This is a genomic window from Pantoea sp. USHLN256, from assembly GCF_037149875.1.
Classification (GTDB): Bacteria; Pseudomonadota; Gammaproteobacteria; order Enterobacterales; family Enterobacteriaceae; genus Pantoea; species Pantoea nemavictus.
In genome coordinates this window covers 160,168-184,115 of record NZ_JBBCQO010000007.1, presented here as the reverse complement: position 1 = coordinate 184,115, position 23,948 = coordinate 160,168, and the positions used below count along the sequence as shown (strand labels likewise).

30 protein-coding genes are annotated in these 23,948 nt (G+C 54.8%); 10 read left to right on the top strand and 20 right to left on the bottom strand.

Annotation, left to right across the window (positions count from 1 at the left end):
• Positions 1-78 precede the first annotated feature (78 nt).
• The 6 genes from rpsL to fkpA all read right to left on the bottom strand — a co-directional run bounded on the left by rpsL (position 79) and on the right by fkpA (position 3,349).
• Positions 79-453 (bottom strand): 30S ribosomal protein S12, encoded by a 375-nt coding sequence (rpsL, locus tag WFL93_RS17730; protein ID WP_006120575.1) that lies wholly within the window; start codon positions 451-453, stop codon positions 79-81.
• A gap of 126 nt (positions 454-579) precedes the next feature.
• A complete protein-coding gene (gene tusB / locus WFL93_RS17725; RefSeq protein ID WP_007886244.1) occupies positions 580-867 on the bottom strand; it encodes a sulfurtransferase complex subunit TusB in 288 nt (95 codons plus the stop codon).
• 9 nt (positions 868-876) lie between these two features.
• Positions 877-1,236: a sulfurtransferase complex subunit TusC gene (gene tusC / locus WFL93_RS17720; RefSeq protein WP_007886242.1), complete on the bottom strand. Its 360-nt coding sequence runs from the start codon at positions 1,234-1,236 to the stop codon at positions 877-879.
• The gene (tusD, locus tag WFL93_RS17715) at positions 1,236-1,622 is read right to left on the bottom strand and encodes a sulfurtransferase complex subunit TusD (RefSeq protein WP_007886241.1); all 387 of its coding nucleotides are present in this window, start codon (positions 1,620-1,622) and stop codon (positions 1,236-1,238) included. The genes tusC and tusD overlap by 1 nt, the downstream gene beginning before the upstream one ends.
• A complete protein-coding gene (locus WFL93_RS17710; protein WP_007886240.1) occupies positions 1,622-2,344 on the bottom strand; it encodes a helix-turn-helix transcriptional regulator in 723 nt (240 codons plus the stop codon). The genes tusD and WFL93_RS17710 overlap by 1 nt, the downstream gene beginning before the upstream one ends.
• Before the next feature lie 174 nt (positions 2,345-2,518).
• Positions 2,519-3,349 (bottom strand): FKBP-type peptidyl-prolyl cis-trans isomerase, encoded by an 831-nt coding sequence (fkpA, locus tag WFL93_RS17705; protein WP_007886239.1) that lies wholly within the window; start codon positions 3,347-3,349, stop codon positions 2,519-2,521.
• A gap of 280 nt (positions 3,350-3,629) precedes the next feature.
• Here fkpA and WFL93_RS17700 point away from each other — a divergent pair, with 280 nt between their 5' ends.
• The gene (locus WFL93_RS17700) at positions 3,630-3,848 is read left to right on the top strand and encodes a protein SlyX (protein ID WP_007886237.1); all 219 of its coding nucleotides are present in this window, start codon (positions 3,630-3,632) and stop codon (positions 3,846-3,848) included.
• A gap of 45 nt (positions 3,849-3,893) precedes the next feature.
• Here the strand turns inward: WFL93_RS17700 and slyD are convergent, their stop codons facing one another.
• From slyD to kefG, 4 genes are all read right to left on the bottom strand, one after another.
• Positions 3,894-4,454, bottom strand: coding sequence for a peptidylprolyl isomerase (gene slyD / locus WFL93_RS17695; RefSeq protein ID WP_336778693.1), 561 nt, complete (start codon positions 4,452-4,454; stop codon positions 3,894-3,896).
• 193 nt (positions 4,455-4,647) lie between these two features.
• Positions 4,648-4,842, bottom strand: a complete 195-nt coding sequence (locus WFL93_RS17690) for a YheV family putative zinc ribbon protein (RefSeq protein WP_007892203.1) — start codon at positions 4,840-4,842, stop codon at positions 4,648-4,650.
• A gap of 45 nt (positions 4,843-4,887) precedes the next feature.
• Positions 4,888-6,690: a glutathione-regulated potassium-efflux system protein KefB gene (gene kefB / locus WFL93_RS17685; protein ID WP_007892204.1), complete on the bottom strand. Its 1,803-nt coding sequence runs from the start codon at positions 6,688-6,690 to the stop codon at positions 4,888-4,890.
• Positions 6,690-7,241, bottom strand: coding sequence for a glutathione-regulated potassium-efflux system ancillary protein KefG (gene kefG / locus WFL93_RS17680; RefSeq protein ID WP_007892205.1), 552 nt, complete (start codon positions 7,239-7,241; stop codon positions 6,690-6,692). Before kefG ends, kefB begins: the two co-directional genes overlap by 1 nt.
• A 115-nt stretch (positions 7,242-7,356) precedes the next feature.
• Here kefG and WFL93_RS17675 point away from each other — a divergent pair, with 115 nt between their 5' ends.
• Positions 7,357-9,261, top strand: coding sequence for an ABC transporter ATP-binding protein (locus WFL93_RS17675; protein WP_180822601.1), 1,905 nt, complete (start codon positions 7,357-7,359; stop codon positions 9,259-9,261).
• Between the two features lie 150 nt (positions 9,262-9,411).
• Here the strand turns inward: WFL93_RS17675 and tauD are convergent, their stop codons facing one another.
• From tauD to tauA, 4 genes are read right to left on the bottom strand one after another with little or no spacing between them, the layout of a single operon-like run.
• Positions 9,412-10,251, bottom strand: a complete 840-nt coding sequence (gene tauD, locus WFL93_RS17670) for a taurine dioxygenase (protein WP_049851960.1) — start codon at positions 10,249-10,251, stop codon at positions 9,412-9,414.
• Positions 10,248-11,075 (bottom strand): taurine ABC transporter permease TauC, encoded by an 828-nt coding sequence (gene tauC, locus WFL93_RS17665; RefSeq protein WP_336778692.1) that lies wholly within the window; start codon positions 11,073-11,075, stop codon positions 10,248-10,250. Before tauC ends, tauD begins: the two co-directional genes overlap by 4 nt.
• The gene (gene tauB / locus WFL93_RS17660; RefSeq protein ID WP_336778691.1) at positions 11,072-11,839 is read right to left on the bottom strand and encodes a taurine ABC transporter ATP-binding subunit; all 768 of its coding nucleotides are present in this window, start codon (positions 11,837-11,839) and stop codon (positions 11,072-11,074) included. Before tauB ends, tauC begins: the two co-directional genes overlap by 4 nt.
• Positions 11,840-11,850: 11 nt before the next feature.
• Complete coding sequence (tauA, locus tag WFL93_RS17655) at positions 11,851-12,831, bottom strand: taurine ABC transporter substrate-binding protein (RefSeq protein ID WP_442955893.1); 981 nt, start codon at positions 12,829-12,831, stop codon at positions 11,851-11,853.
• Positions 12,832-13,065: 234 nt separating this feature from the next.
• On the opposite strand from tauA, the gene WFL93_RS17650 reads away from it, so the two are divergent.
• On the top strand, positions 13,066-14,046 hold the full coding sequence (locus tag WFL93_RS17650) for a LacI family DNA-binding transcriptional regulator (protein ID WP_049851957.1): 981 nt from the start codon (positions 13,066-13,068) through the stop codon (positions 14,044-14,046).
• 1 nt (position 14,047) lies between these two features.
• Here the strand turns inward: WFL93_RS17650 and WFL93_RS17645 are convergent, their stop codons facing one another.
• A complete protein-coding gene (locus tag WFL93_RS17645; RefSeq protein WP_336778690.1) occupies positions 14,048-14,650 on the bottom strand; it encodes a LysE family translocator in 603 nt (200 codons plus the stop codon).
• 60 nt (positions 14,651-14,710) lie between these two features.
• Between WFL93_RS17645 and WFL93_RS17640 the strand changes: the two genes are divergently transcribed.
• From WFL93_RS17640 to WFL93_RS17630, 3 genes are all read left to right on the top strand, one after another.
• Entirely contained in the window at positions 14,711-15,727 is a 1,017-nt protein-coding gene (locus WFL93_RS17640; RefSeq protein WP_336778689.1) for a hydrolase, read from the top strand.
• 2 nt (positions 15,728-15,729) lie between these two features.
• On the top strand, positions 15,730-15,948 hold the full coding sequence (locus WFL93_RS17635) for a YheU family protein (RefSeq protein WP_007892223.1): 219 nt from the start codon (positions 15,730-15,732) through the stop codon (positions 15,946-15,948).
• A gap of 61 nt (positions 15,949-16,009) precedes the next feature.
• The gene (locus WFL93_RS17630; RefSeq protein WP_049851955.1) at positions 16,010-16,879 is read left to right on the top strand and encodes a phosphoribulokinase; all 870 of its coding nucleotides are present in this window, start codon (positions 16,010-16,012) and stop codon (positions 16,877-16,879) included.
• Positions 16,880-16,975: 96 nt separating this feature from the next.
• Here WFL93_RS17630 and WFL93_RS17625 read toward each other — a convergent pair whose 3' ends face one another.
• Positions 16,976-17,380, bottom strand: a complete 405-nt coding sequence (locus WFL93_RS17625; RefSeq protein ID WP_049851954.1) for an OsmC family protein — start codon at positions 17,378-17,380, stop codon at positions 16,976-16,978.
• A gap of 304 nt (positions 17,381-17,684) precedes the next feature.
• On the opposite strand from WFL93_RS17625, the gene crp reads away from it, so the two are divergent.
• Positions 17,685-18,317 carry a cAMP-activated global transcriptional regulator CRP gene (crp, locus tag WFL93_RS17620; protein WP_003852956.1) on the top strand — a complete coding sequence of 211 codons (633 nt, stop codon included), beginning with the start codon at positions 17,685-17,687 and terminating at the stop codon, positions 18,315-18,317.
• Between the two features lie 58 nt (positions 18,318-18,375).
• Positions 18,376-20,454 (top strand): YccS/YhfK family putative transporter, encoded by a 2,079-nt coding sequence (locus WFL93_RS17615; protein WP_007892235.1) that lies wholly within the window; start codon positions 18,376-18,378, stop codon positions 20,452-20,454.
• On the opposite strand, the gene argD is transcribed toward WFL93_RS17615, so the two are convergent.
• Both argD and WFL93_RS17605 read right to left on the bottom strand, forming a co-directional pair.
• Positions 20,451-21,671, bottom strand: coding sequence for a bifunctional acetylornithine/succinyldiaminopimelate transaminase (gene argD, locus WFL93_RS17610; RefSeq protein ID WP_336778688.1), 1,221 nt, complete (start codon positions 21,669-21,671; stop codon positions 20,451-20,453). The genes WFL93_RS17615 and argD overlap by 4 nt on opposite strands.
• Positions 21,672-21,758: 87 nt before the next feature.
• Complete coding sequence (locus tag WFL93_RS17605) at positions 21,759-22,334, bottom strand: aminodeoxychorismate synthase component II (protein ID WP_049851951.1); 576 nt, start codon at positions 22,332-22,334, stop codon at positions 21,759-21,761.
• 149 nt (positions 22,335-22,483) lie between these two features.
• Between WFL93_RS17605 and WFL93_RS17600 the strand changes: the two genes are divergently transcribed.
• Positions 22,484-22,855 (top strand): type II toxin-antitoxin system RelE/ParE family toxin, encoded by a 372-nt coding sequence (locus WFL93_RS17600; RefSeq protein ID WP_336778687.1) that lies wholly within the window; start codon positions 22,484-22,486, stop codon positions 22,853-22,855.
• Positions 22,839-23,162 (top strand): helix-turn-helix domain-containing protein, encoded by a 324-nt coding sequence (locus WFL93_RS17595; RefSeq protein ID WP_049851949.1) that lies wholly within the window; start codon positions 22,839-22,841, stop codon positions 23,160-23,162. Before WFL93_RS17600 ends, WFL93_RS17595 begins: the two co-directional genes overlap by 17 nt.
• Here the strand turns inward: WFL93_RS17595 and WFL93_RS17590 are convergent.
• Together WFL93_RS17590 and WFL93_RS17585 are read right to left on the bottom strand one after the other, a co-directional pair.
• Complete coding sequence (locus WFL93_RS17590; RefSeq protein ID WP_336778686.1) at positions 23,157-23,756, bottom strand: putative adenosine monophosphate-protein transferase Fic; 600 nt, start codon at positions 23,754-23,756, stop codon at positions 23,157-23,159. The genes WFL93_RS17595 and WFL93_RS17590 overlap by 6 nt on opposite strands.
• Positions 23,746-23,916, bottom strand: a complete 171-nt coding sequence (locus WFL93_RS17585) for a YhfG family protein (protein ID WP_007892241.1) — start codon at positions 23,914-23,916, stop codon at positions 23,746-23,748. The genes WFL93_RS17590 and WFL93_RS17585 overlap by 11 nt, the downstream gene beginning before the upstream one ends.
• Positions 23,917-23,948: the final 32 nt, after the last annotated feature.

Sequence of the window (23,948 nt, the reverse complement as noted above, 5' to 3'; positions counted from 1 at the left end):
ATTCAGGATTGTCCAAAACTCTACGAGTTTAGTTTGACATTTAAGTTAAAACGTTTGGCCTTACTTAACGGAGAACCATTAAGCCTTTGGCTTCTTCACGCCGTACTTGGAGCGTGACTGCTTACGGTCTTTAACACCTGAGCAGTCCAGCGCGCCACGAACGGTGTGGTAACGCACACCTGGCAAGTCTTTAACACGACCGCCACGAATCAGGATCACTGAGTGCTCCTGCAGGTTATGACCTTCACCGCCGATGTAGGAGGTAACTTCAAAACCGTTAGTCAAACGCACACGGCAAACTTTACGCAGTGCTGAGTTTGGTTTTTTAGGGGTAGTGGTGTACACACGAGTACATACACCACGTTTCTGCGGGCAAGCTTCCAGCGCAGGCACGTTGCTCTTTGCAACTTTGCGTACGCGTGGTTTGCGAACCAGCTGGTTAACTGTTGCCATTAAATAGCTCCTGGGATTTAGCTTTTTGCTTCGTAAACACGTAATAAATCGCCTCGTATTACTACGAGGAGGCAGAATTTTAGGGCTGTGTCAAAAGGGTGTCAAGAAATAACCAGGTTTTCGCTCTTACCAGGCCACTTGTTGTTGATGCTTCGCCGTCAACGCAACGAAACCAGTATAGTCCAAACGTGCTACTTTGGTTGAAATTTGCTCAACCAGGCCGCGCGCCGCCACATCTTCTTCTAATACCCAAAGCGTGGCCGGCGATGCGCTCAGCTTAACTAACATCTGGCTGCCGGCCAGTGCCGCGGTCACGCCATCCTGTAATAAAAGCAGGTCGTCGCCTTCCTGTAATAGCAGCAGCAGGCTATCAATGTCGCATTGCCAGGGAGATTGCAGCAGCGTGTAGAGCATGATCGGTTCTCAGAATCGTATAATACGATGGTAGCTGGCTAGCTTCTCACGAAGCGACGAGGCATCAAGCACTTCTGCTGCCATCACGCGTTCGGCAGTCAGACTTTGCCCGCGCGCTAATAGGGAATCAGCACAAACAAAACACTGATCGATGTCGTAGAGTGCCAGCACGCCGAAGGTGGCGATATAGTTGCGCGCCAGGATCTTCTCGGGCTGTTGGTCACGATTAAGTTGCAGCACGCCATCACCAATAAAGAACAGACCGATATCTTCGCTTAACGCACCGGTCGCGAGAACCGCATCCAGCCCTTCCCTGCCCGCGCTGCTGCCGTGCGGAGCCTGAGTAAACAGAAAAGCTACGCGATTCATCAGAATTGCACCAGACGATCGCAGCTGAGCGCGGCTTCCGCCAGTGCGCCCAAGCCGCTAAGTTCAAAACCCGGCTGCAAATTGCTACCCGCCAGTTGTAGACGCGTCGCTTCCTGTGCATCCGTTACGCCACGCCGTAACGCAGCGGCTACGCAGATGTTCAGTGCGGTGCCGCTCTCATCGCGCAGCCGCTGCCATTCACGCACCATATCGACTTCATCACTGGCCGGCGCGCTCAGTTGGTTAGCATTCAACACGCCTTCGCGATAAAAGAATACGCTTTCAAGCTGATGCCCCGCCTGCACTAGCGCACGGGCAAACAGCAGCGCGCTGCTGGCATGTTGGGTGCCATATGCCGGTCCGGTGACCAGCAAGCTGTAGCGCATTAGCGATCCTGCCCCTGAAAATCGCCGCTTTTAAACTGGCGAATGTAGAGGTAAACCGTGTGCTTAGAGATATTGAGACGATCGGCCACCTGGTTGATAGCGTCTTTAATATCGAAAATACCTTTCTCGTACATATTGAGGACGATCTGACGATTCTTGGCATTATTAGAAACGTTACGGTCAGCGCTCACTTCTTCTATTGCGAACTCTAACGTCTGCATCACCAGATCTTCCACCGAGCTGGCAAAGTTAACGTTGGAGTCAACCTGCTGCATTTCTGGCGGCATAAAGGTCGACATAATCTGCGAGAACGGCACGTCGAGGTTCATGTTGATGCACAGCAAGCCAATGACGCGCTGCTGGCGATTACGAATCGCGATGGTGACAGATTTCATCAGCACGCCACTTTTCGCGCGCGTGAAGTAGGCCCTGGAAACATTGCTATCGGCGCCATGCATATCGTGCAGCATGCGCAGTGCCAAATCGGTAATCGGTGAACCCACTTTACGTCCGGTATGTTCGCCGTTAGCGATGCGCACCGCGGAACATTTCAAATCTTCCAGCGAGTGCAGCACGATTTCGCAGTGCGAGCCGATAAGCATCGCCAGACCATCAACGACAGCTTCGTAGGATTTGAGAATATCGTAATCAGCTTGTTCGAACGGACGTTGCTCCAGTAAATCGAAGTCAGTCAGTTCACCGGGATTGAATGGATTAGACATCGAAGACATTACCCTAAATGGCTGGAGCCTGTCTCGACAGCATTGGGGCAGACTCATATTGTGATAATTGTGCAGGCGCTAGTCTGGCAAATGTCATGGTCTTTAGCCAGACCTTTACTCTGTTCTCAGAAATAAAAACGCCGCCCGGAGGCGGCGTAATACAGCAAGTGCAAATTACTGCGCTTTCTGATCGGCAGCGACTGGCGCCTGCGCTTTCTCATCGGCTTTAGGCGCGGGTTTGATGTCGAGCAGTTCAACATCGAACACCAGCGTAGAGTTAGCTGGAATACCCGGAACGCCATTTTTGCCGTAAGCCAGGTTTGGTGGAATCACCAGCTTGATCTTACCGCCTTTCTTCACGTGCTTCAGACCTTCAGTCCAGCCAGGAATCACACCGTCAAGACGGAATGACAGCGGCTCGCCACGGGTATAAGAGTTATCGAACTCAGTACCGTCGATCAGCGTACCTTTGTAGTTTACTACCACAGTGTCGCTGTCTTTAGGCGCGCTACCGGTACCTTCTTTCTCTACCTGATACAGCAGACCCGATTCGGTTTTCTTCACGCCTTTTTCTTTAGCGAATTTGTCGGCGTAAGCTGAACCCTTATCGGAGTTCTCTTTCGCGTCTTTTTCCATCTTCGCCTGAGCGGCGCCTTTTACGCGGCCTTCAAAGGCCTGCAGAGTTTGCTCAATCTCTTGATCGGACAGTTTGCTCTTACCGCCAAATGCGTCCTGAACACCTGCGATCAACTGATCTTTATCCAGTTTGATGCCCAGCTTCTCTTGTTCTTTCAGAGAGTTGTCCATGTAGCGACCAAGGGACGCACCAAGCGCATAAGCTGATTGCTGGTCTTCGTTTTTGAAAGCAGCATTCTTCGGTGCTTGCGGCGCGGCCTGAGCAGCGTCTGCTGGAGCAGCGGTAGTTTCTGCTGCCATTGCCAGCGGTGCATTCAGCGCGAAGGCCATGGTGGTAGCTAACAATGTGACTTTAAACAGTGAATTCATCCTTTCTCCAAAACCGAAGCCTCTCACCTCGGGAATCATTGCGGACTGAGGCCCACACTATAACTTTACGTGGCAGCGGCGAACACTCCCACAATGTAATTACCCGGTCAACCTCCGACCTTTTTTGCTTCAGGAAGTTTCATCAGAGATATAGGCGTTATGCGCCATTTCAATGTAGCGTGCCGCGTAAAGGTAAAATATCAGGTGATTCTGAAGCGAAAGGCCGTAGAATCACGCCCGAAACAGATTAACGCGCCGCACCGGAAGATGAGGAAAGATCATGCAGCAAACAGAATGGGAACAACGCCTTGAGGCGCTGGAGAGCAAGCTGGCTTTTCAGGAATACACCATCGATCAGCTCAATCAAACGGTGGTTCAGCATGAGCTGGAGATGATCAGACTGCGTGAGCAGGTCCGTCTGTTAGTGGATAAAGTGAAAGATAGTGCGCCGTCGATGATCGCCTCGCAATCAGAAGAAACACCCCCGCCGCATTATTAAAAAAGAAAGGCCACCCGAAGGTGGCCTTGCCAGACATCACACCGCTTAGTGGCTGCAGCCGCAACCGCCAGTGCCACAGCCGCCCTGACCGTGATCGTGATCGTGACCATGGTCGTGGTCATGATCGTGATGATGACCATCCGCGCCATGCACGTGACCGTGCGCCAGCTCTTCTTCGGTCGCTGCGCGAATCGCGACAACTTCCACGTTGAAGTTCAGGTTCTGACCCGCCAGCATGTGGTTACCATCAACCACGACGTGCTCATCTTCAACTTCGGTGATTTCTACCGGTACTGGACCCTGATCGGTTTCTGCCAGGAAGCGCATGCCAACCTGCAGTTCGTCAACGCCCATAAACACGTCTTTTGGTACGCGCTGTACCAGGTTGTCATCGTACTGACCGTAAGCGTCATTTGCCGGAATATGCACGTCAAACTTATCGCCTACATCATGATTTTCCAGCGCTTTTTCCAGACCAGAAATCAGGGAACCATGACCGTGCAGATAGTCCAACGGTGCACTCACCGGTGACTCGTCAACCAACACACCGTCTTCGGTACGAACCTGATACGCCAGGCTCACCACCAGGTCTTTTGCTACTTTCATGATATCTCCTAACCGTTGAGAACTAAGATCCCGTCCCATTGGTCAATTTTGCGAGCAATAACCAACCAGAAAGGTTCAAGACTGAGGATGCCAACAAATGTGTTGCTGCATACTGCTCAGCGTTAATGGCGCCGATTGTAGCGGAATTCAATCCCGCTGTAAGTTCAAGCTTAAAAAAAGCTGAGCCATTGCGCTACTCAGGATGAAAAATGCCGATCACTTGCTCATTGCTGCGCACCTGATCGCGCACCTGCTTATCCGCTTCGCGCATTTGATGGCCGCACTCGACGCATTCCACCACATCAACATTGTTTTCACGCCACAACGCTAACGTGTCTTTCTCCTGGCAGTGTGGGCAAACCGCACCGGCAATAAATTGTTTACGCATACTGTTTCCTGCCGTCGTTAATGAACGGATATCTTAAGTGTAGCCCTACTCGTCATCCCAGCCGTCAATCTGGCGTTTTTCGTGCTGCATCTCGCGCTGGAAGATATCCTCCAGCTCACGTCGCGCCTCACGCACACGCGAAGCCTGCGCGTTGTCATCATGGCTTGGCACCAGTTCGCGCAGCATGCGCATATCCAGACGGCGGAAGTGTTGCTGTGCACGCTGCGCCTGGTGCGGATGCATCCCCAGCGTAATGAGCGCCTTGCGGCCCAACTCCAGCGCACTGGAGAAGGTCTCACGTGAGAACAGCGTAACGCCTGCCTGCAACAGTTCGTGTGCTTCAACACGGCCTCGGGCACGCGCAAGGATTTCCAGCTGCGGGAAGTGCTGCTGACACAGATGTACGATGGTCATCGAATCTTCCGGGTCATTACAGGTGATCACGATGGATTGCGCATTCTCCGCACCCGCCGCTCGCAGCAGCTCCAGTTCGGTGGCATCACCATAGTAAACCTTGTAGCCATATTTACGCATCAGGCTCACCGCAGAGATATCGCGCTCCAGCACCGTAATGCGCTTGTTGTTCGCCATCAGCAAACGACCGACCACCTGACCAAAACGACCAAAGCCCACCACAATTACCTGCGGCCGATCGTCCTCAACAAAATGCTTCTCGGCATTCTCATCGGGCTCATTAAAGCGACGCGCCAGTAAACGGTCGATACCGTTCATCAGCAGCGGCGTGGTCATCATCGACAGTGTTACCGTCACCAGCAACAGCGGCATTTGGTCACCGCTAAACATTTTCGCCGATGACGCCGCAGAGAACAGCACAAAGGCAAATTCCCCGCCCTGGCTTAACACCCCGGCAAACTGCTGCCGCTCTGAACTGCGCAGGCCGTAAATACGACCCAGCACATACAGCACCAGCGTTTTCACCGTGACCAGAATCACCACGCCCAGCAAAATTTCAACAATGTGGGTGTAAAGTACGCCGAGATTCAGCGCCATACCTACCGAGATAAAGAACAGCCCAAGCAGCAGCCCTTTAAACGGTTCGATGGCCACTTCCAGCTCGTGACGATACTCACTTTCCGCCAGCAGAATACCGGCGATAAAGGTACCCAGCGCCATCGACAGGCCCAGCGCGTCCATAAACAGTGCCGAACCCAGCACCAGCAGCAGTGACGCCGCAGTAAACACCTCACGCACGCCAGATGCGGCGATAAAGCGCAGAATGGGACGCAGCAGATAGCGCCCACCCACCAGCATCCCGGCAAACGCCAGCACTTTCATGCCAATTTTCAACCAGTCAACGTGACCGCTGTCGCCGCCCGCCAGCAGTGGCACCAGCGCCAACGCGGGAATCACCGCTAAATCCTGGAATAACAGCACCGAGAAGCCGAGCTGGCCAGATTCACTGCGGTTCATGCCTTTATCACGCATCAGCTGCAGCGCCATCGCCGTCGACGACATCGCCAGGCCAATCCCGCCAATCACCGCTGCCTGCCAGCTAAAGTCGGTTAGCCACAGTAATCCGCCCAGAATCGCCGCGGAAATCAGCACCTGGGCCGCGCCCACACCAAATATTGAACGGCGCAGCGACCAGAGTTTCGACGGGTTAAGTTCCAGGCCGATGATAAACATCAGGAACACCACGCCAAGTTCAGAGAAGTGTAGAATCTCCTCAACGTCGCTGATGAAACCCAAACCCCACGGGCCAATCGCGATACCCGCCAGCAAGTAGCCCAGCACCGCGCCAATGCCCAGTCGCGCCGCAATCGGCACAATTAGCACCGCCGCGACCAGATAAATGACGCCGGCCGTCAGTAACGTTTCCCCCTCCATCACACCCCTCCTTGCGGCAGCGGTGAAGCCAGCCAGTCGCCGTACGCCCGCGCAAAATTGCGCATCACTTCCGGCGTCTGCCGACGCGCCCAGTGAATCACCATCGGCGTCATCCAGTGCATGCGGCACATCTGCGCCGTGAGCTCAAACGGCCGCATGATGTCACTCATCGGATAGCGATTCAGGCCGCTATGGTGATAAGCCGCTTCCGGCTCACCGGTGGTCACCACGCTGCGCCAGTATTTGCCTTCCAGCGCATTACCATCAGGACCGCTGGCAAAACCGCGCGACAGCACGCGATCCAGCCACTCTTTCAGGAGCGCCGGGCAACTGTAGGTATAAAGCGGATGTTGGAATACGATGATTTGGTGCTCGCGCAGCAGCTGCTGCTCATAGTGAATATCAATAAAAAAATCCGGATAGTGGGCGTATAAATCGTGCACCGTGACGTGGTCAAGTTCCATAGCCGACTGCAGCAAAACCCGATTAGCAATCGAATCCTGTGATTCCGGATGGGCGTAAAGCAGCAATATTTTAGGTGGCTGCGACATCGTTCCCCTCCAAAGCGTCGTCACGGCACAGGAATTCCGCTACCATGCTCGACGCAACAAATCATTCTCGAATTATGTTGCCGATAAATTAACATATTCTGACGATACGGCGCTTATGATTGTCTTTTCAGCATTACAAATTCGCCGCGGCACTAACGTGCTGCTGGATAACGCAACGGCTACCATTAACCCCGGCCAGAAAGTTGGCTTAGTGGGTAAAAACGGCTGCGGTAAATCGACGCTGCTGTCATTGCTGAAGGGCGAAATCAGCAGCGATGCAGGCAATGCCACTTTCCCCAGTAACTGGGCGCTGGCATGGGTCAATCAGGAAACCCCGGCGCTGAGTAAACCCGCGCTGGAGTATGTTATCGACGGCGACCGCGAATATCGTCAGCTTGAATCTGAATTAGCCGACGCCAATGCGCGCAACGATGGCAACGCCATCGCGCTGCTGCACGGCAGGCTGGATGCGATTCAGGCGTGGAGCATACCCGCTCGCGCCTCCAGTTTGTTGCACGGTTTGGGCTTTAGCCAGGAACAATTAATGCGGCCGGTAAGTGATTTTTCCGGTGGCTGGCGCATGCGCCTCAACCTTGCCCAGGCGCTGGTGTGCCGTTCCGACCTATTGCTGCTGGATGAACCCACCAACCACCTCGATCTTGACGCGGTAATCTGGCTGGAGCGCTGGCTGAAAAGCTACGAAGGCACGCTGGTGCTGATTTCGCACGACCGCGACTTCCTCGATCCGGTGGTCGATAAGATCATCCACATCGAACAACAGACGATGTTCGAATACACCGGCAACTACAGCTCGTTCGAACGTCAGCGCGGTGCCAAGCTGGCGCAGCAGCAAGCACTGTTCCAGAGCCAGCAAGAAAAAGTCGCACACCTGCAGAAGTATATCGATCGCTTCCGCGCTCAGGCGACCAAAGCTAAGCAGGCACAGAGCCGCATTAAAATGCTGGAGCGCATGGAGCTGATTGCGCCCGCACACGTCGATAATCCGTTCAGCTTTAGCTTCCGCGCGCCGGAAAGCTTGCCCAATCCGTTGCTGAAAATGGAAAGGGTTACTGCGGGTTATGGCGAACGCATCATTCTCGACGCCATCAAACTCAATCTGGTGCCGGGTTCGCGCATCGGTTTGCTCGGCCGTAACGGCGCGGGTAAATCTACGCTGATTAAACTGTTAGCCGGTGAGCTTGAGGCGCTGGATGGCAAAGTCGGCCTGGCGAAAGGCATTAAACTCGGTTACTTCGCTCAGCATCAGCTGGAGTACCTGCGCGCTGATGAATCGCCACTGCAGCATTTGTCACGCATTGCGCCAAAAGTGCTCGAACAGCAGCTGCGCGACTATCTGGGTGGCTTCGGCTTCCAGGGCGATAAAGTTAGCGAAATCACTGAACGTTTTTCCGGTGGTGAGAAAGCGCGGCTGGTGCTGGCCCTGATTGTCTGGCAGCGCCCCAACCTGCTGCTGCTTGATGAACCGACTAACCATCTCGATCTCGATATGCGTCAGGCGCTGACCGAAGCGTTGATAGATTTCGAAGGCGCGCTGGTGGTGGTCTCGCACGATCGCCATTTATTGCGTGCCACCACCGACGATCTCTATCTGGTGCATGACGGCAAGGTCGATGTGTTTGAGGGCGATCTGGAGGATTACCAGCAGTGGCTGAGCGATCTACAGAAGCAGCAAGCCCAACAGGATGCCGCGCCGAAGCAGGATAACGGCAACAGCGCGCAGTCGCGCAAAGATCAGAAGCGCCGCGACGCCGAACTGCGTGCGCAAACTCAGCCGCTGCGTAAAGAGATCGAGAAGCTTGAGAAGCAGATGGCGAAGTGGCAGAGCCAGTTGAGCGATGCTGAAGCGCAATTGGCCGACAGCGCGATTTACGATCAGAGCCGCAAAGCCGATTTGAATGTGGCATTACAGCGCCAGGCGGAGAGTAAGGCCGCGCTGGAAGAGGTCGAAATGGCGTGGCTGGATGCGCAGGAACAGCTGGAGCAGATGCTGGCGGGTTGAGTGTGCGCGCTGTCCCCCATCCCGGCCTTCCCCCGCAAGCGAGGGAAGGAGACTCTGCCACATGCAGCTTCATCACTGACATGTGGCAGCATCTTCCTCCCCCATTTATGGGGGAGGAACGTGGAGGGGGAATGCGAGCACTATTCCAAATCAAACCGGCTTATCCCCCAACACCGTCGCGCGATGCATCACCCGCCGCGCCGGATAATAATCTGCATTCGCATAGTGCTGCGTTACGCGGTTATCCCAGATCGCCACATCATTCTCCTGCCAGCGCCAGCGCACCTGAAACTCCGGCTTCGCGGTGTGCCAGAACAGGAAGTTCAGAATCGCATCGCTCTCTTTCTCGCTCAGTCCCAGCAAGCGCGTGGTAAAACCTTCGTTCACAAACAACGCCTTGCGTCCACTGACCGGATGCGTACGAATCACCGGATGCTGCACCGGCGGATTCTTCGCAACCGCCTGCTGCCAGCGCTGATGCTCTTCCTCAGTTTTGCGGTATTTGTACTCCTGGAACGACTTCTTAAAGTCGTGCTCCGCCTGCAGCCCGTTCAACAGCTGTTTAAACGGCGCGGACAGCGCCTCATACGCCGCAATTCCGCTTGACCACAAAGTATCACCGCCGCTTGCTGGCAGCAGTTTCGAAGCCAGAATGGCAATCGCCGGCGGTGTTTCAATAAAGGTGACGTCGGTGTGCCAGTTGTCGTTGTCCGGCGGATTGTCCTGATGCGTATCCAGCACGATGATCTCCTCCACACCTTCCGCATGCGGATAGACCGGGTGAATATGCAGATCGCCAAAGCGAATCGCCAGTGCACGCTGCTGCTCCGGAGTAATCACCTGATTACGCAGGAAAAGCACCTGATGGCGCAGCAGGCCATGATAGAGCTGTTCAAACTGAGCATCGCTCAGCGGACGGCTGAGATCGACATCGCTGACCTGCGCCCCGATATTCGGGCCCAGAGCGGTAAAAGTAAGACGTTCGTTCATTGCTGTTCTCCATTCCAGGGCGTCAGTCGGCGCTGCAAGGCGCGCAGACCCAGTTCTAAGCTAAAGGCAATCAGGGCAATGACGGCGATCCCGGCCAGCACGACGTCGGTGGCAAGAAACTCACCGGCCGACTGCACCATAAAGCCCAGTCCACGCGTAGCGGCAATCAGTTCCGCTGCCACCAGCGTTGACCAACCGACACCCAGACCAATACGCAAGCCGGTGAGGATTTCCGGCAGCGCGCCAGGCAAAATCACAAAGCGCAGTAGCTGCCAGCGCGAGGCGCCTAACGCCTGCGCGGCACGAATCCGCACCTGCTGCGCATTCTTCACGCCAGCCAGCGTCGATAAGGTCACCGGTGCGAAAATCGCCAGATAAATCAGTAAAATTTTTGAGGTTTCGCCGATGCCAAACCAAATCACCATCAACGGTAGATAGGCCAGCGGTGGCACCGGGCGGTAGAGTTCAATGAGGGGATCAAGCAGGCCGCGAATCGCCGGGCTTAAGCCCATCGCAATGCCAACCGGAATGCCAATCAGCGCAGCAAAGAATAGCGCGACCAGCATACGCGCCAGGCTGGCAGCTAAGTGCTGCCATAAAGTGGCATCCATAAAGCCTTGCGGGCTGGCGATCAAGATCAGCTTTTGCAGTACCACCTGCGGCGGCGGTAAAAACAGCGGCGCAATTAAGCCCAGCGCCGTGATACCCCACCACAACAGCAGCAGTAAGCCAACGCTCAGCAAGCTGAGTGAGAACTGGCGGGAGAACGGCCAGCGCATTCCACGACGACGCGTTTGGGTTTTCTCATCCATTACCTCACTCATATAAATGCCTCACGCTGGGAAAAGACCTGATTCAGAACATATTCACGCCGTTCAATAAACGCCGGATCGGATTTAATACTGCGACACGGTTCTCCGGCAGCATAGCGCTGACCAAAATCGAGATTCAGGCGTTCGACTACGCGGCCCGGCCCCGGCGATAGCAGCACCAGTTCGCTGGCGAGGAACACCGCCTCTTCAATGTCATGGGTGATCAGCAGAATCTGTTTGCCGGTATCACGCCACAGCGTCAACAGCAGGGTTTGCATCTGTTCACGGGTAAACGCATCCAGCGCGCCAAACGGCTCATCTAACAGCAGCAACTGAGGATCAGCCGCCAGCGCACGCGCTATGCCCACGCGCTGACGTTGACCCCCAGAGAGCTGCCAGATAAAACGCTGCTCTGCACCTTCCAGTCCTACTTTGCGGATTAAACGACGTGCAATGGTATGGCGTTCCGCTTTCGCCATGCCCGCCAGTTGCAAACCGAACGCAACGTTATCAATCACGTTGCGCCACGGCAGCAATCCTTCATGTTGAAATACTACGCCGCGCTCAGCGCCCGGCCCTTGCACCGCTTTGCCATCCAGCGTGATGCTGCCGGATTCCAGCGGCAGAAAGCCGGCGATTAAGTTCAGCAGCGTGGTTTTGCCACAGCCGGATGGCCCCAACACCACCAGCAGATCGCGGCTGCCCAGCTGCAAGTTAATGTCCTGCAGCGCGGGTTGACCGGCGTAACGCGCATTGAGGTTGGTGATGTTGAGCATACGGCCTCCGGTTATTTCGCTAAGGGTGCAACGAATCGCGTGGTGACGAAGCTGCTGTAATCGTTGTCCGCTTCCGGCACTTTTCCCTGTTCTTTCAGGAAGTTAGCGGTATCAACAATCGCTTTGTTCACTGGCTTGCCGAGCTGCTCGACCTGCTGTTGCGCCGTCAGGTAAGTGTTGCCTTTCACCAGCACTGGCACATCCGCTTCCGGCACACCGCTCAGGCGCGCCAGCTTGCTCAGATTATCTGACTGCTTCAGCCATTGATCAGGATTGGCGATATAAGCCTGCTGCGCTTCTACGGCGCTGCGGGCAAACGCGGTGACAATTTCCGGATGCTGCTGCGCGAAGTCTTTACGCACGACCCATACGTCCAGCGTCGGCGCGCCCCATTTACCCACCTGCGAGGAGTCGGTCAGAACGTTGCCGTCTTTCTCCAGCTCATTCACTGCCGGAGACCAAACGTAGGCGCCGTCAATATCGCCACGCTTCCAGGCAGCAATAATCGCCGGTGGCTGCAGGTTAACTAGCGTCACCTGGGAAGGTTTGATGCCCCAATGCTTCAGCGCCGCGAGGAAACTGTAATGGGTGGTAGAGATGAACGGCACAGCGATGCGCTTGCCGATCAGGTCTTTAGGATCCTTGATGGTTTTCTTCACCACCAGCGCTTCAGAGTTGCCTAGCTGCGAGGCGAGCAGGAAAGCTTCAATCGGCAGCTTTTGCGTGGCGGCCACGGCCAGCGGACTGGAACCGATATTACCGATCTGGACGTCGCCCGACGCCAGTGCACGCAGCACGCTGGCACCGCTATCGAATTTACGCCAGTCCACGGTGGCACCGCTCTCTTTGGCGAAGGTGTTATCCGCCTGCGCCACTTTGGCCGGTTCAGCCGAGGTTTGATACGCCACGGTCACGTTGACCGCCTGCGCCTGGAACGCCATCAGGGCCAGAGCCGCTGCGACCGCCGTTATTGTTTTTTTCACTGCCATCATCGTTCACCCCAATGTGTTTTTGTGGTGGCAGTTTCTCCAGCAGCAGTAATTTCATAAAGGAATTAAAAATTATCCCTAATGACGATCCGTTCTTAGATCAACATCGGGCAAGGCTATGCAAAAAGTGCAAATGGAAAGAACCGGTAAATCGGTAAATATGTCACGCGCTCACAATAGGACTGTGATATTGATAGACTTCTCATTTTTCACCCCTCTACTAACGGTCCCAAATCCATGTCGATTGAGAAAGTCGCGCATTTAGCTGGCGTGTCAAAAGCCACAGTTTCACGGGTTTTGAATCACAATCCGGGCGTGCGTCCGGATACGCGTGCCAAAGTGCTGGCGGCGATCGACATCTGCGACTATCAACCCAATTTGCTGGCGCGTCAGTTACGTACTGCTCAAAGCCATATGCTGCTGGTGCTGATTCCTGACATCACCAATCCGTTCTGCTCGCGCGTGGTTCAGGGCATTGAGGCAGAAGCTGAAGCGCAGGGTTATCACATTCTGCTGTGTAACTCAGGATCACAGCTGCGGCGCGAAGCGGCCTATATTGCGCTGCTCACCGGTAAAGTCGTGGATGGCGTGATCACCATGGATGCCGCTGGCTGTTTGCAGGAATTGAAGGAGCTGATTGGCGACGCGCCTTGGGTGCAATGTGCCGAATACGATCCGTCAATCGAGGCCTCCAGCGTGGCGATTGATAATAAAGAAGCGGCGTTTGAAACCGTGCGTTATCTGGCGGGCAAAGGTCGTCGCCGCATTGCGCTGGTCAACTGTGATATGCGCTACCTCTATTCACATCAGCGCGAAGAAGGTTATCGCGATGCGCTGGAACAGCTGGAACTAAACTGGGGCAGCGTAGCGTACGCCGAGAATATTACCTGCGAGGCCGGCAGCGCGGCGTTGCGCGAACTGCTGGCGCAGTCAGAACCGCCCGATGCGGTGTTTGCGGTATCGGATGTATTGGCAGTGGGCGTAATACACGCAGCGCTGGAAGCGGGTTTGCGCGTCCCGGAAGATTTAGCGGTAGTAGGATTTGATGGCATTAACTTTACCAGCAGCCTGAATCCACCGCTGACAACCATTGAGCAGCCGATGAATCGCATGGGCGCGCGTAGCGTACAACTGCTGCTGCAGCGCATTCGTCAGCCAAACTCAGCGATGGTGCATGAAGTATTGCCCTGGAAGCGCGTCGAGCGCGCTTCCAGTTAACTCAGTGCCAGATCAGCAACACGCAGGCTGCAGTAAGCAAGCCCATCGCCAGATTGAAGATTTTCCATGCGCGTGGGCTGCGCAGCAAACGTCCAATCATTGAGCCAAAGCCCATCCAGATCACGCCGGAAACCACGTTCACCATCAACATGCCGAGACTAATCGCCACCACCGAATGAAGATAGTCCGTGCCCGCCAGGCTGAAGCTGGCCACAGCACCGAGCGCCATTAGCCAGGCTTTCGGGTTGATCAGCTGCAGCAAACCGCCTTGCCAGAATGGCATCTGCTTCACCGTGACATCGTCAGTTTCCAGCTTTTCATACGCGGCGGTAGCGATTTTCCACGCCAGCCACAGCAGATAGAGGCTACCGGCAATCTTGAGGATCAGATGTAGTGAGGGATAAAGCAGGATAAGACTGCCGATACCAAATGCCACCATCAGCAACATGACTTGCATACCAATCATGATACCAATGAGCAGCGGAATGGTGCGCAGGAAGCCAAAATTAGCACCAGAGGCGGTAAGTAACATATTATTGGGCCCGGGCGTGATGGCTGCGACCCAAAGAAAACCTAACATTGATAAAAAAAGACTCAGTTCCATGTATATTCGGGTGCTCCTCACCCAGTAAAGCGAACAACCCATCGAAGCTATCAGCGACTTATGCATCAGACAAGCCTTTACCCAAGCTATTTTGATCGCCCCAGCGGCGAGCGCTTTAAACCACTGCGCGGATTCACTAACGCGCACCTGCAAACGCTGCTGCCGCGCATTCTGCGCCGCCGCGTCACCTTACGTCCGCACTGGCAGCGTCTTGACTTGCCGGACGGCGATTTTGTTGATTTAGCGTGGAGCGAAGATCCGGCGCAGGCGCGTCACAAGCCGCGCATGGTGATGTTTCATGGCCTGGAAGGCAGCTTTCGCAGCCCCTACGCGCACGGCTTGATGCAGGCGTGTCAGGCACGTGGCTGGCTGGCGGTAGTGATGCACTTCCGCGGCTGCAGCGGCGAACCGAACCGCCGGGAGCGCATCTATCACTCCGGTGAGACCGAAGATGCCACCTTTTTCCTGCACTGGCTGCAGCGTGAATGGGGCACGGTGCCGACGGCTGCGGTGGGTGTTTCGCTCGGCGGCAACATGCTGGCCTGCCTGCTGGGATTGCAAGGTAACGATGCGCCCATTGATGCCGCCATCGCCATCTCAGCACCGCTGGCGCTCGAGCCGTGCAGCACCAAACTGGATGTCGGCTTCTCGCGTTTCTATCAGCACTATTTGCTGACGCGGCTGAAGAAGAACGCCACGCGTAAATTACACGCCTGGCCCGGCACGTTGCCGGTCGATCTCAGCCAACTGCGCGCTTTTCGCCGCTTACGCGAATTTGATGATGCGATAACCGCACGTGCGCACGGTTTTATTGACGCGAACGACTATTATCAACGTGCTAGCGCCATGCCGCTGCTGACCGGCGTGCGCAAACCGTTATTGATCATCCATGCGCAAGACGATCCTTTTATGACCGATGCCGTGATCCCGCGCCCCGAACAGCTGTCAGCCTCCACGCAGTATCAGCTGACGCAGCACGGTGGCCACGTTGGCTTCGTCGGCGGCAGCTTGCTTAAACCAAAAATGTGGCTGGAACAGCGCGTACCCGATTGGCTCTCAACGTATCTGGATGTGTAATTGTGATTATTCCCTGGCAAGAACTCGAAGCGGACACGCTGGAAAATCTGATTGAAACCTTTGTGTTACGCGAAGGCACCGATTACGGCGAGCAGGAGCGCAGTCTGCTGCAAAAAGTTGCCGATGTGCGGCGTCAGCTGGAGCGCGGTGACGTCGTGTTAGTGTGGTCAGAACTGCATGAATCCATCAATATCATGCCGAAGGGTGAATTCCGCGGCTGATGCACCCAAGCGCAATTCGTGGTAACAATGCTCATCGCCGGACCTCACAGGGAGCTCTGTTATGTCAGCCAGGCATCCAATTATTGCCGTCACCGGTTCCAGCGGTGCCGGAACCACCACCACCAGCCTCGCCTTCCGCAAGATTTTCCAGCAGCTTAATCTGCATGCGGCGGAATTAGAGGGCGACAGTTTCCATCGCTTCACGCGCCCGGAAATGGACATGGCGATCCGCAAAGCGCGCGATCTCGGCCGCCACATCAGCTATTTCGGCCCGGAAGCCAACGACTTTGGCTTACTGGAGCAGACGTTCAAGCATTACGGTAAAACCGGCCTGGGCGAATCGCGGAAATATCTGCACACCTACGATGAAGCCGTGCCGTGGAATCAGGTGCCCGGCACCTTCACGCCGTGGCAACCGCTGCCGGAAAACACCGATGTGCTGTTCTATGAAGGCTTACACGGCGGCGTGGTCACACAGCAGCAGAATGTGGCGGAGCATGTTGATCTGCTGGTGGGCGTGGTGCCGATTGTTAACCTTGAGTGGATTCAGAAGCTGGTGCGCGACACCGGCGAGCGCGGCCATTCACGTGAAGCGGTGATGGATTCGGTGGTGCGTTCGATGGAGGATTACATCAACTTCATCACGCCACAGTTTTCACGCACGCATATCAACTTCCAGCGCGTGCCAACCGTTGATACCTCAAACCCGTTTGCCGCACGTGAAATTCCGTCACTCGATGAAAGCTTCGTAGTGATTCACTTCCGCGGTCTGGAAGGTATCGCCTTCCCCTATTTGCTGGCGATGATTCAGGGATCGTTTATTTCCCACATTAATACGCTGGTGGTGCCGGGCGGCAAAATGGGATTGGCGATGGAGCTGATAATGCTACCGCTGGTTCAGCGACTAATTGAAGGAAAACGGATTGAGTGAGGGTTACTCGCCGGTATGGAACCGGTCGCCATGAATGGCGACTCTACAAAAACGCGATGATTTCGTAGGGTGCGCATTGATGCGCACCTGGAAGCATTAAAGCTCGATCACTTCATAGCTGTGGGTGATTTCCACGCCCTTGCCCAGCATGATCGCCACCGAACAGTATTTTTCCGCAGAGAGATCAACCGCGCGCGCTACAGCTTTGTCACTCAACGCTTTGCCGCTGACGATAAAATGCAGGTTGATATGGGTAAAAATGCGTGGTGCTTCTTCGCGGCGTTCTGACGTCAGTTTGACTTCGCAATCGGCGACATCGCTGCGCCCTTTTTGCAGAATCGACACCACATCAATGGCGCTACAACCGCCGGCGGCCATGAGCACCATCTCCATAGGACTTGGCGCTTTATCACCGGAATTACCGTCCATTAATACCTGATGACCGGATGAGGATTCTCCGAGAAAGGTAAGACCTTCCACCCATTTCACTCGTGCCTGCATGATTCTTTCTCCTGAAGCGGCGGTTTTGCCGCCAGATTACGCTTTCACCTGATAAACAGCAATCCAGACTATTCCCCCGTTTGCTGAAGCGAGACAACACAAGACAGCTCGCAAAAGCTGTGCTACAAACAGTGCTGAAAATATTTTCGTCGTTACAGACGAAGGCGGGAAGAATCAAAAGCGTAGCTTAAGAATGACCCGGAATAATTTTTCCATTACTGGAAACGCTCGACGATTAAACCGCCTGACAGGGAAAAAATGCCCCCTGTATTTTGGGCACGATTACAACAGAGGATAATAGCGAATGGTTCTCGGCAAACCGCAAACAGACCCTACACTCGAATGGTTCCTGTCCCATTGCCATATTCACAAATATCCATCCAAAAGCACGCTCATCCATCAGGGTGAGAAAGCGGAAACGCTGTACTACATCGTTAAAGGTTCCGTAGCGGTACTGATTAAAGATGAAGAAGGCAAAGAGATGATTCTCTCCTACCTCAATCAGGGAGATTTCATCGGCGAACTCGGTCTTTTCGAAGAAGGCCAGGAACGTAGTGCCTGGGTGCGTGCGAAGTCTGCCTGCGAAGTGGCTGAAATTTCATACAAAAAATTCCGTCAGCTGATTCAGGTAAACCCGGATATTTTAATGCGACTTTCGTCGCAAATGGCGCGTCGTCTGCAAGTGACATCGGAGAAAGTGGGCAACCTCGCTTTCCTTGATGTGACAGGACGTATTGCGCAAACGCTGCTTAATCTGGCTAAACAGCCAGATGCGATGACTCACCCAGACGGCATGCAAATCAAAATCACCCGTCAGGAGATTGGTCAGATCGTGGGCTGCTCACGCGAAACTGTGGGCCGTATCCTGAAAATGCTGGAAGATCAGAATCTGATCTCCGCACACGGTAAAACCATCGTCGTTTACGGCACCCGCTAATTTCTTCTCACCCACGGCGTGATGGCAACATCGCGCCGTTTCTATTTGCGATGAGCTGATGTGGCGCCGAATCATCTATCATCCTGAAGTTAACTATGCGCTGCGGCAAACGCTGGTGCTGTGCCTGCCTGTGGCTCTCGGCTGGCTGTTTGGCGATCTGCAAAAAGGTCTGCTGTTCTCGTTAGTGCCTGCCTGCTGCAATATGGCGGGTCTGGATACGCCGCATAAACGCTTCTTCAAACGCCTGATTGTCGGTGGTTCGCTGTTTGCCACCGGCAGTTTCCTGATGCAAATTTTGACCGCTTACCAGATTCCGCTGCCGCTGATCCTGCTGGCGCTGCCGCTGCTGATCGGCGTAACCGGCGAAATCGGCCCGCTGCATGCGCGGCTGCTGCCCGCCACTTTAATCGCCGCCATCTTTACGCTCAGCCTGGTTGGGCGTATGCCGATATGGGTGCCGCCGCTGCTCTATATTGGCGGCACGCTGTGGTACGGCTTATTCAACTGGTTCTGGTTCTGGCTGTGGAAAGAGCAGCCGATGCGCGAATCACTCAGCCTGCTGTTCCGCGAACTGGCCGATTATTGCGATGCCAAGTACACCTTATTGACGCAGCTAACCGATCCGGAAAAAGCGCTGCCACCGCTGCTAGCACGTCAGCAAAAGGCGGTCGATCTCATTACCACCTGCTACCAGCAAATGCATATGCTGTCGGCCAGCCGCGATAACAGCCACAAGCGCCTGACGCGCGCCTTCCAGGTAGCGCTGGATTTACAGGAACACATCTCGGTCAGCCTGCATCAGCCTGAAGAGGTGCAGAAGCTGGTGGAGGAGAGTCACGCTGAAGCGGTGATTCGCTGGAACGCCAAAATTATCTCCGCACGGTTACGCGTGCTGGCCGATGCCATTCTCTATCATCAACTGCCGGATCGCTTTCATATGGAGAAACAGCTCGGCGCACTAGAGAAAATTGCCCGCCAGCATCCGGATAATCCGGTCGGCAATTTCTGCCTCTACCACTTCAGCCGCATCGCCCGCGTATTGCGCACGCAGAAACCGCTCTACACGCGCGACCTGATGGCCGATCGTCAACGTCGTTTGCCACTGCTGCCAGCACTGCGCAGTTATCTGTCGTTCAAATCCACCGCCTTACGCACTGCGGCCCGCTTCGCCGTGATGCTGATGTTTGGCAGCTCGCTGGCACTGTTCTTTAATATCCCTAAACCGTACTGGATTTTGATGACGATAATGTTCGTCAGCCAGAACGGCTATAGCGCCACGCGCGTGCGTATCCAGCACCGTGCGCTGGGCACCTTTGCCGGTTTATTGATTGCCGCGGCCTCGCTGCAGCTGGCGGTGCCAGAATCGATCACCTTGCTGTTTATGCTGGGCATCACGCTGGCGAGCTATCTGATCACGCGGAAATATTATGGCTGGTCGATGATTGGCTTCACCGTCACTGCGGTGTATTCGCTGCAGCTGCTGTCGCTCAACGGCGCGCAGTTCTTGTTGCCGCGCATGATGGATACCTTGATGGGCTGCCTGATTGCTTTCGCCGGCATGATTTGGCTGTGGCCGCAGTGGCAAAGCGGACTGCTGCGCAAGAATGCGCACGATGCGCTGGAAGCATATCAGGAAGCGTTGCAGCTGCTGCTTGGCCCGGAGCAGTCGCCGGAGAAGCTGGCGTATCAGCGTATCAAGGTTAACCAGGCACACAATGCGCTGTTCAACTCATTGAACCAGGCGTCGAGCGAGCCGGGCTTTAACCTGAAATATCTGCAAGATATGCGCATGTGGGTGACCCACAGCCAGTTTATCGTTGAGCACATTAACGCCATGACGATTCTGGCGCGCGAGCACACCATGTTGACGGCGAAGCTAGCGGAACGATATCTGCAATCTTGTGAAATTGCGCTGCAGCGTTGTCAGCAGCGGCTGGCGTATGACGGGCCGGGCAACGACAGCAATATTCTGGAAGCGCCGGAGAATCTTAACGAAGGGCCGGTTACGATTGTCGAACAGCACGTGAAGCGGATTTTGCAGCACCTTAACGTCATGCACACCATCTCTTCACTGGCGTGGAGCCAGCGACCGCATCATGGCCGCTGGCTCAAGGTGTTACGTCCGAAAGCGGATTAAGCGGCCAGCACCTTTTCAATCGCCGTCGCGAAACGCGTCATGCCTTCGGCAATATCGGTTGGCTCAATTACCAGCGACGGCACAAAACGAATCACATCGGTGCCAGCGGTGAGAATCATCAGCCCTTCCGCTGCAGAAGCATTGAGGATGTCGCGCGCCTTGCTGGCGAACTGCGGCTTCAGCGCGGCACCTATCAGCAGGCCTTTGCCGCGAATCTCGCTGAAGATATCGAATTTTCTGTCGATGGCTTGCAGCGCTTCAACAAATTGCTGACGGCGCGCTTCCACACCCTCCAGTACTTCCGGTGTGTTGATGATATCCAGCGCGGTTTCAGCAATCGCACAGGCCAGCGGATTGCCGCCGTAGGTGGTGCCATGTACGCCTGGCGCCATCACCGATGCAATGTCGTTGGTGGTTAACATCGCGCTCACCGGGAATCCGCCGCCCAGCGCTTTTGCGCTGGTGAGAATATCGGGCTTGATGCCGTAATGCTCGTAGCTAAACAGTTTGCCACTGCGGCCCATGCCGCTCTGCACTTCATCCAGCACCAGCAGCGCGTTATGTTCATCGCACAATGCGCGTAAACCCTGCATAAACGCCTGCGTAGCGGGCACTACGCCGCCTTCGCCCTGAATCGGCTCCACCACGATGGCGCAGGTGTGATCGTCAATCACCGCTTTTACTGCGTCGAGATCGTTGAAGGGCACATGCACGATATCCGCCGGTTTTGGCCCAAAGCCATCGGAATATTTCGGCTGCCCGCCAACCGAGACCGTGAACAGCGTGCGACCGTGGAAGGCGTTATGGAAGGCGATGATTTTGCTCTTAAACGGGCTGTGTTTTTTACAGGCGTAATAACGTGCCAGCTTGAAGGCTGCTTCGTTGGCTTCTGCGCCGGAGTTACCAAAAAACACGCGGTCGGCAAAAGTGGCAGCAATAAGTTTGCTGGCCAGACGCAGCGCCGGTTCGTTGGTGAACACATTGCTGGTATGCCACAGTGTTTCGCCCTGGGTTTTCAGCGTCTCCACCAGCGCCGGATGACAATGGCCCAATGCAGTTACCGCGATACCGCCTGAGAAATCGATATACTCTTTGCTCTGCTGATCCCACACTCGGCTGCCTTTGCCCTTAACCGGCACAAACTGCGCAGGTGCATAAACAGGCAAAATAACGTTATCGAACGTTTCCCGGGTTACCGCTAGTTTTTCCGCTGCCATTGATGACCTCATCGGGTTATATGTTGAGCTAATGTGAAAATATAATCACAAAATATGCATAAAAAATCATACGAAGGCAAACATAAGTTACGCGCTGAGGAAATTAGCCAGCAGTTGGTGGCCTTGTTCACTGAGGATGCTTTCCGGATGGAACTGCACGCCTTCCAGCGGCAAGGTGCGATGGCGGAAGCCCATAATCTCATCCGGCTCGCCGTCGCGCAGGCTCCACGCGGTGATTTCAAACTCAGCGGGCAGCGTATCACGCGCCACAATCAGCGAATGATAGCGCGTTACGGTAAGCGGGTTATTCAGGTTGCGGAACACACCTTGATTGCTGTGTTGTATGCGCGAGGTTTTACCGTGCATCACCTGCCGCGCACGTACCACCTGCGCACCGTACGCTTGGGCGATGGCCTGATGCCCAAGGCAAACGCCGAGAATCGGTACGCGCCCGGCAAAGTGGCGAATGGCGGCAAGCGAGATGCCGGATTGATCTGGCGTGCACGGGCCTGGCGAAATCACCAGATGCGTTAGCGGCAACGCTTCAATCTCTTGCAGCGTAATGGCATCGTTGCGCACCACGCGCACATCCGCGCCAAGTTCGCAGAAGTATTGGTAAAGATTCCAGGTGAAGGAGTCGTAGTTATCGATTAGCAGCAGCATAGTAGATCGTAGCACTGAGTCATTACGGGCAACCGGTGCAAGAAAGGTCGCAAAAAAACCATGTTAACACCTCCAAACTTAATACCCGCTAGCTGATAAAAAAGATTCTGATTACTCTCACACCCAGTGCTATATTTTGGAGAGTTGCTATGCCAGCTACAACACGAGTATTCAAAACCAAATGGTTCAGTAAGCAAGCTCGTCGTCATTTGATTGGCGATGATGAACTTTGTCAGGCTATTGCAGCAGTAAAGCTCGGTCATGCTGATAACTTAGGTGGTGGCGTTTTTAAAAAACGTCTGCAGCAAAATCGTGAGCGCGCCATTATTCTGGCGAAAGGGGGAAAGAATTGGATTTATACCTTTTTATTCGCCAAACAGGATCAGGCCAACCTCAGTGAAAGCGAGCTTGAGGGCTTCCGTGACCTGGCAAAGCATTACTCGCGAATTTCAAACGAGACGCTAAATCGGTTAATAACCGTTCAAGAATTGGTGGAGATATGTCATGACCAAAGCGCATAAATTTAACAGCCCGGCTTTTGCAGCCATCCATAGCGCAGCGTCGGGTCTGTTTGAAGCGGGTGCACTTAGCAAACAGAGCATGCGTGACTTTGATGAACGTTGCCTGAGTGAAGTAACAGCCTTGGATGCGCAGGCAATAAAAAACCTGCGCGAGAATTTAAATGTGAGTCAGCCTGTCTTTGCCCGCTATCTCAACACCAGCGTGTCAACCGTGCAAAAGTGGGAAACTGGCGCTAAACGGCCAGGTGGTATTTCTCTCAAGCTGTTGTCGGTGGTGCAAAAACATGGGCTGCAAATCCTGCTATAAAATTTTTGCCGGGCTCACCACTTTCGCAAACTGGGCAGTAAGCGGATCCAGATCGCCCGCAACGCCAGCCGAGATCGCGGCGCGCCACGCCTCGCGTTCAAGTGTTTCCCACGACAGCTGATAACCGGCGTGCAACGCCAGCTGTTCGAAGAAGATGCGCTGCGCGCGTCCGTTGCCAGCGCGGAACGGATGCAGGACGAAAATCTCACAATAGTAATGGGCGATGCGCGCCGTGAACGTTTCCACTGGCAGGTCGGCTAAACCGCGCTCCTCTTCCAGCGCCTGCATCAGCGTATTGCCCTCTTTCTCGATGTATTCGCAGTGGCAATAGGGCGTTTCATCACGCCAGATATCGATAGTGCGCAGCTCTCCCGCCCAGCTGTAGAGATCCTGAAACAGCGTGCGATGAATATGGCACAACCGCGGCAAGCCGATGCTGCGCGGCCCCAGTTCTAACGTCGCCAGACGCGCGCTGCTGAAGGCCAGTTCGGCTTTACGCAGCTGCGCTTCGTCGTGAATGTCGAGGCGATTCTTCAGCACGCTGTCGTTATGCCACAGGTAGGGATCGCGCACCGCTAAGCTGTTATCCGCCATATTGTCTCCTCAGCGACGCCAGTCGTTCTTCGGCGTGTTCTGCATCGATTAAAGGTTCACTCGACGTGTAACCGGCCAGGCGACAGCTGGCTTGATAGCTCGCAGCACGGCGCTGCTGCCACAACGTGGCTTTCTGTTTCTCGGTGAGTTTGCTGGTCATAGCGCCTCCGGCAAGCAATGAGCCCTAAGTAT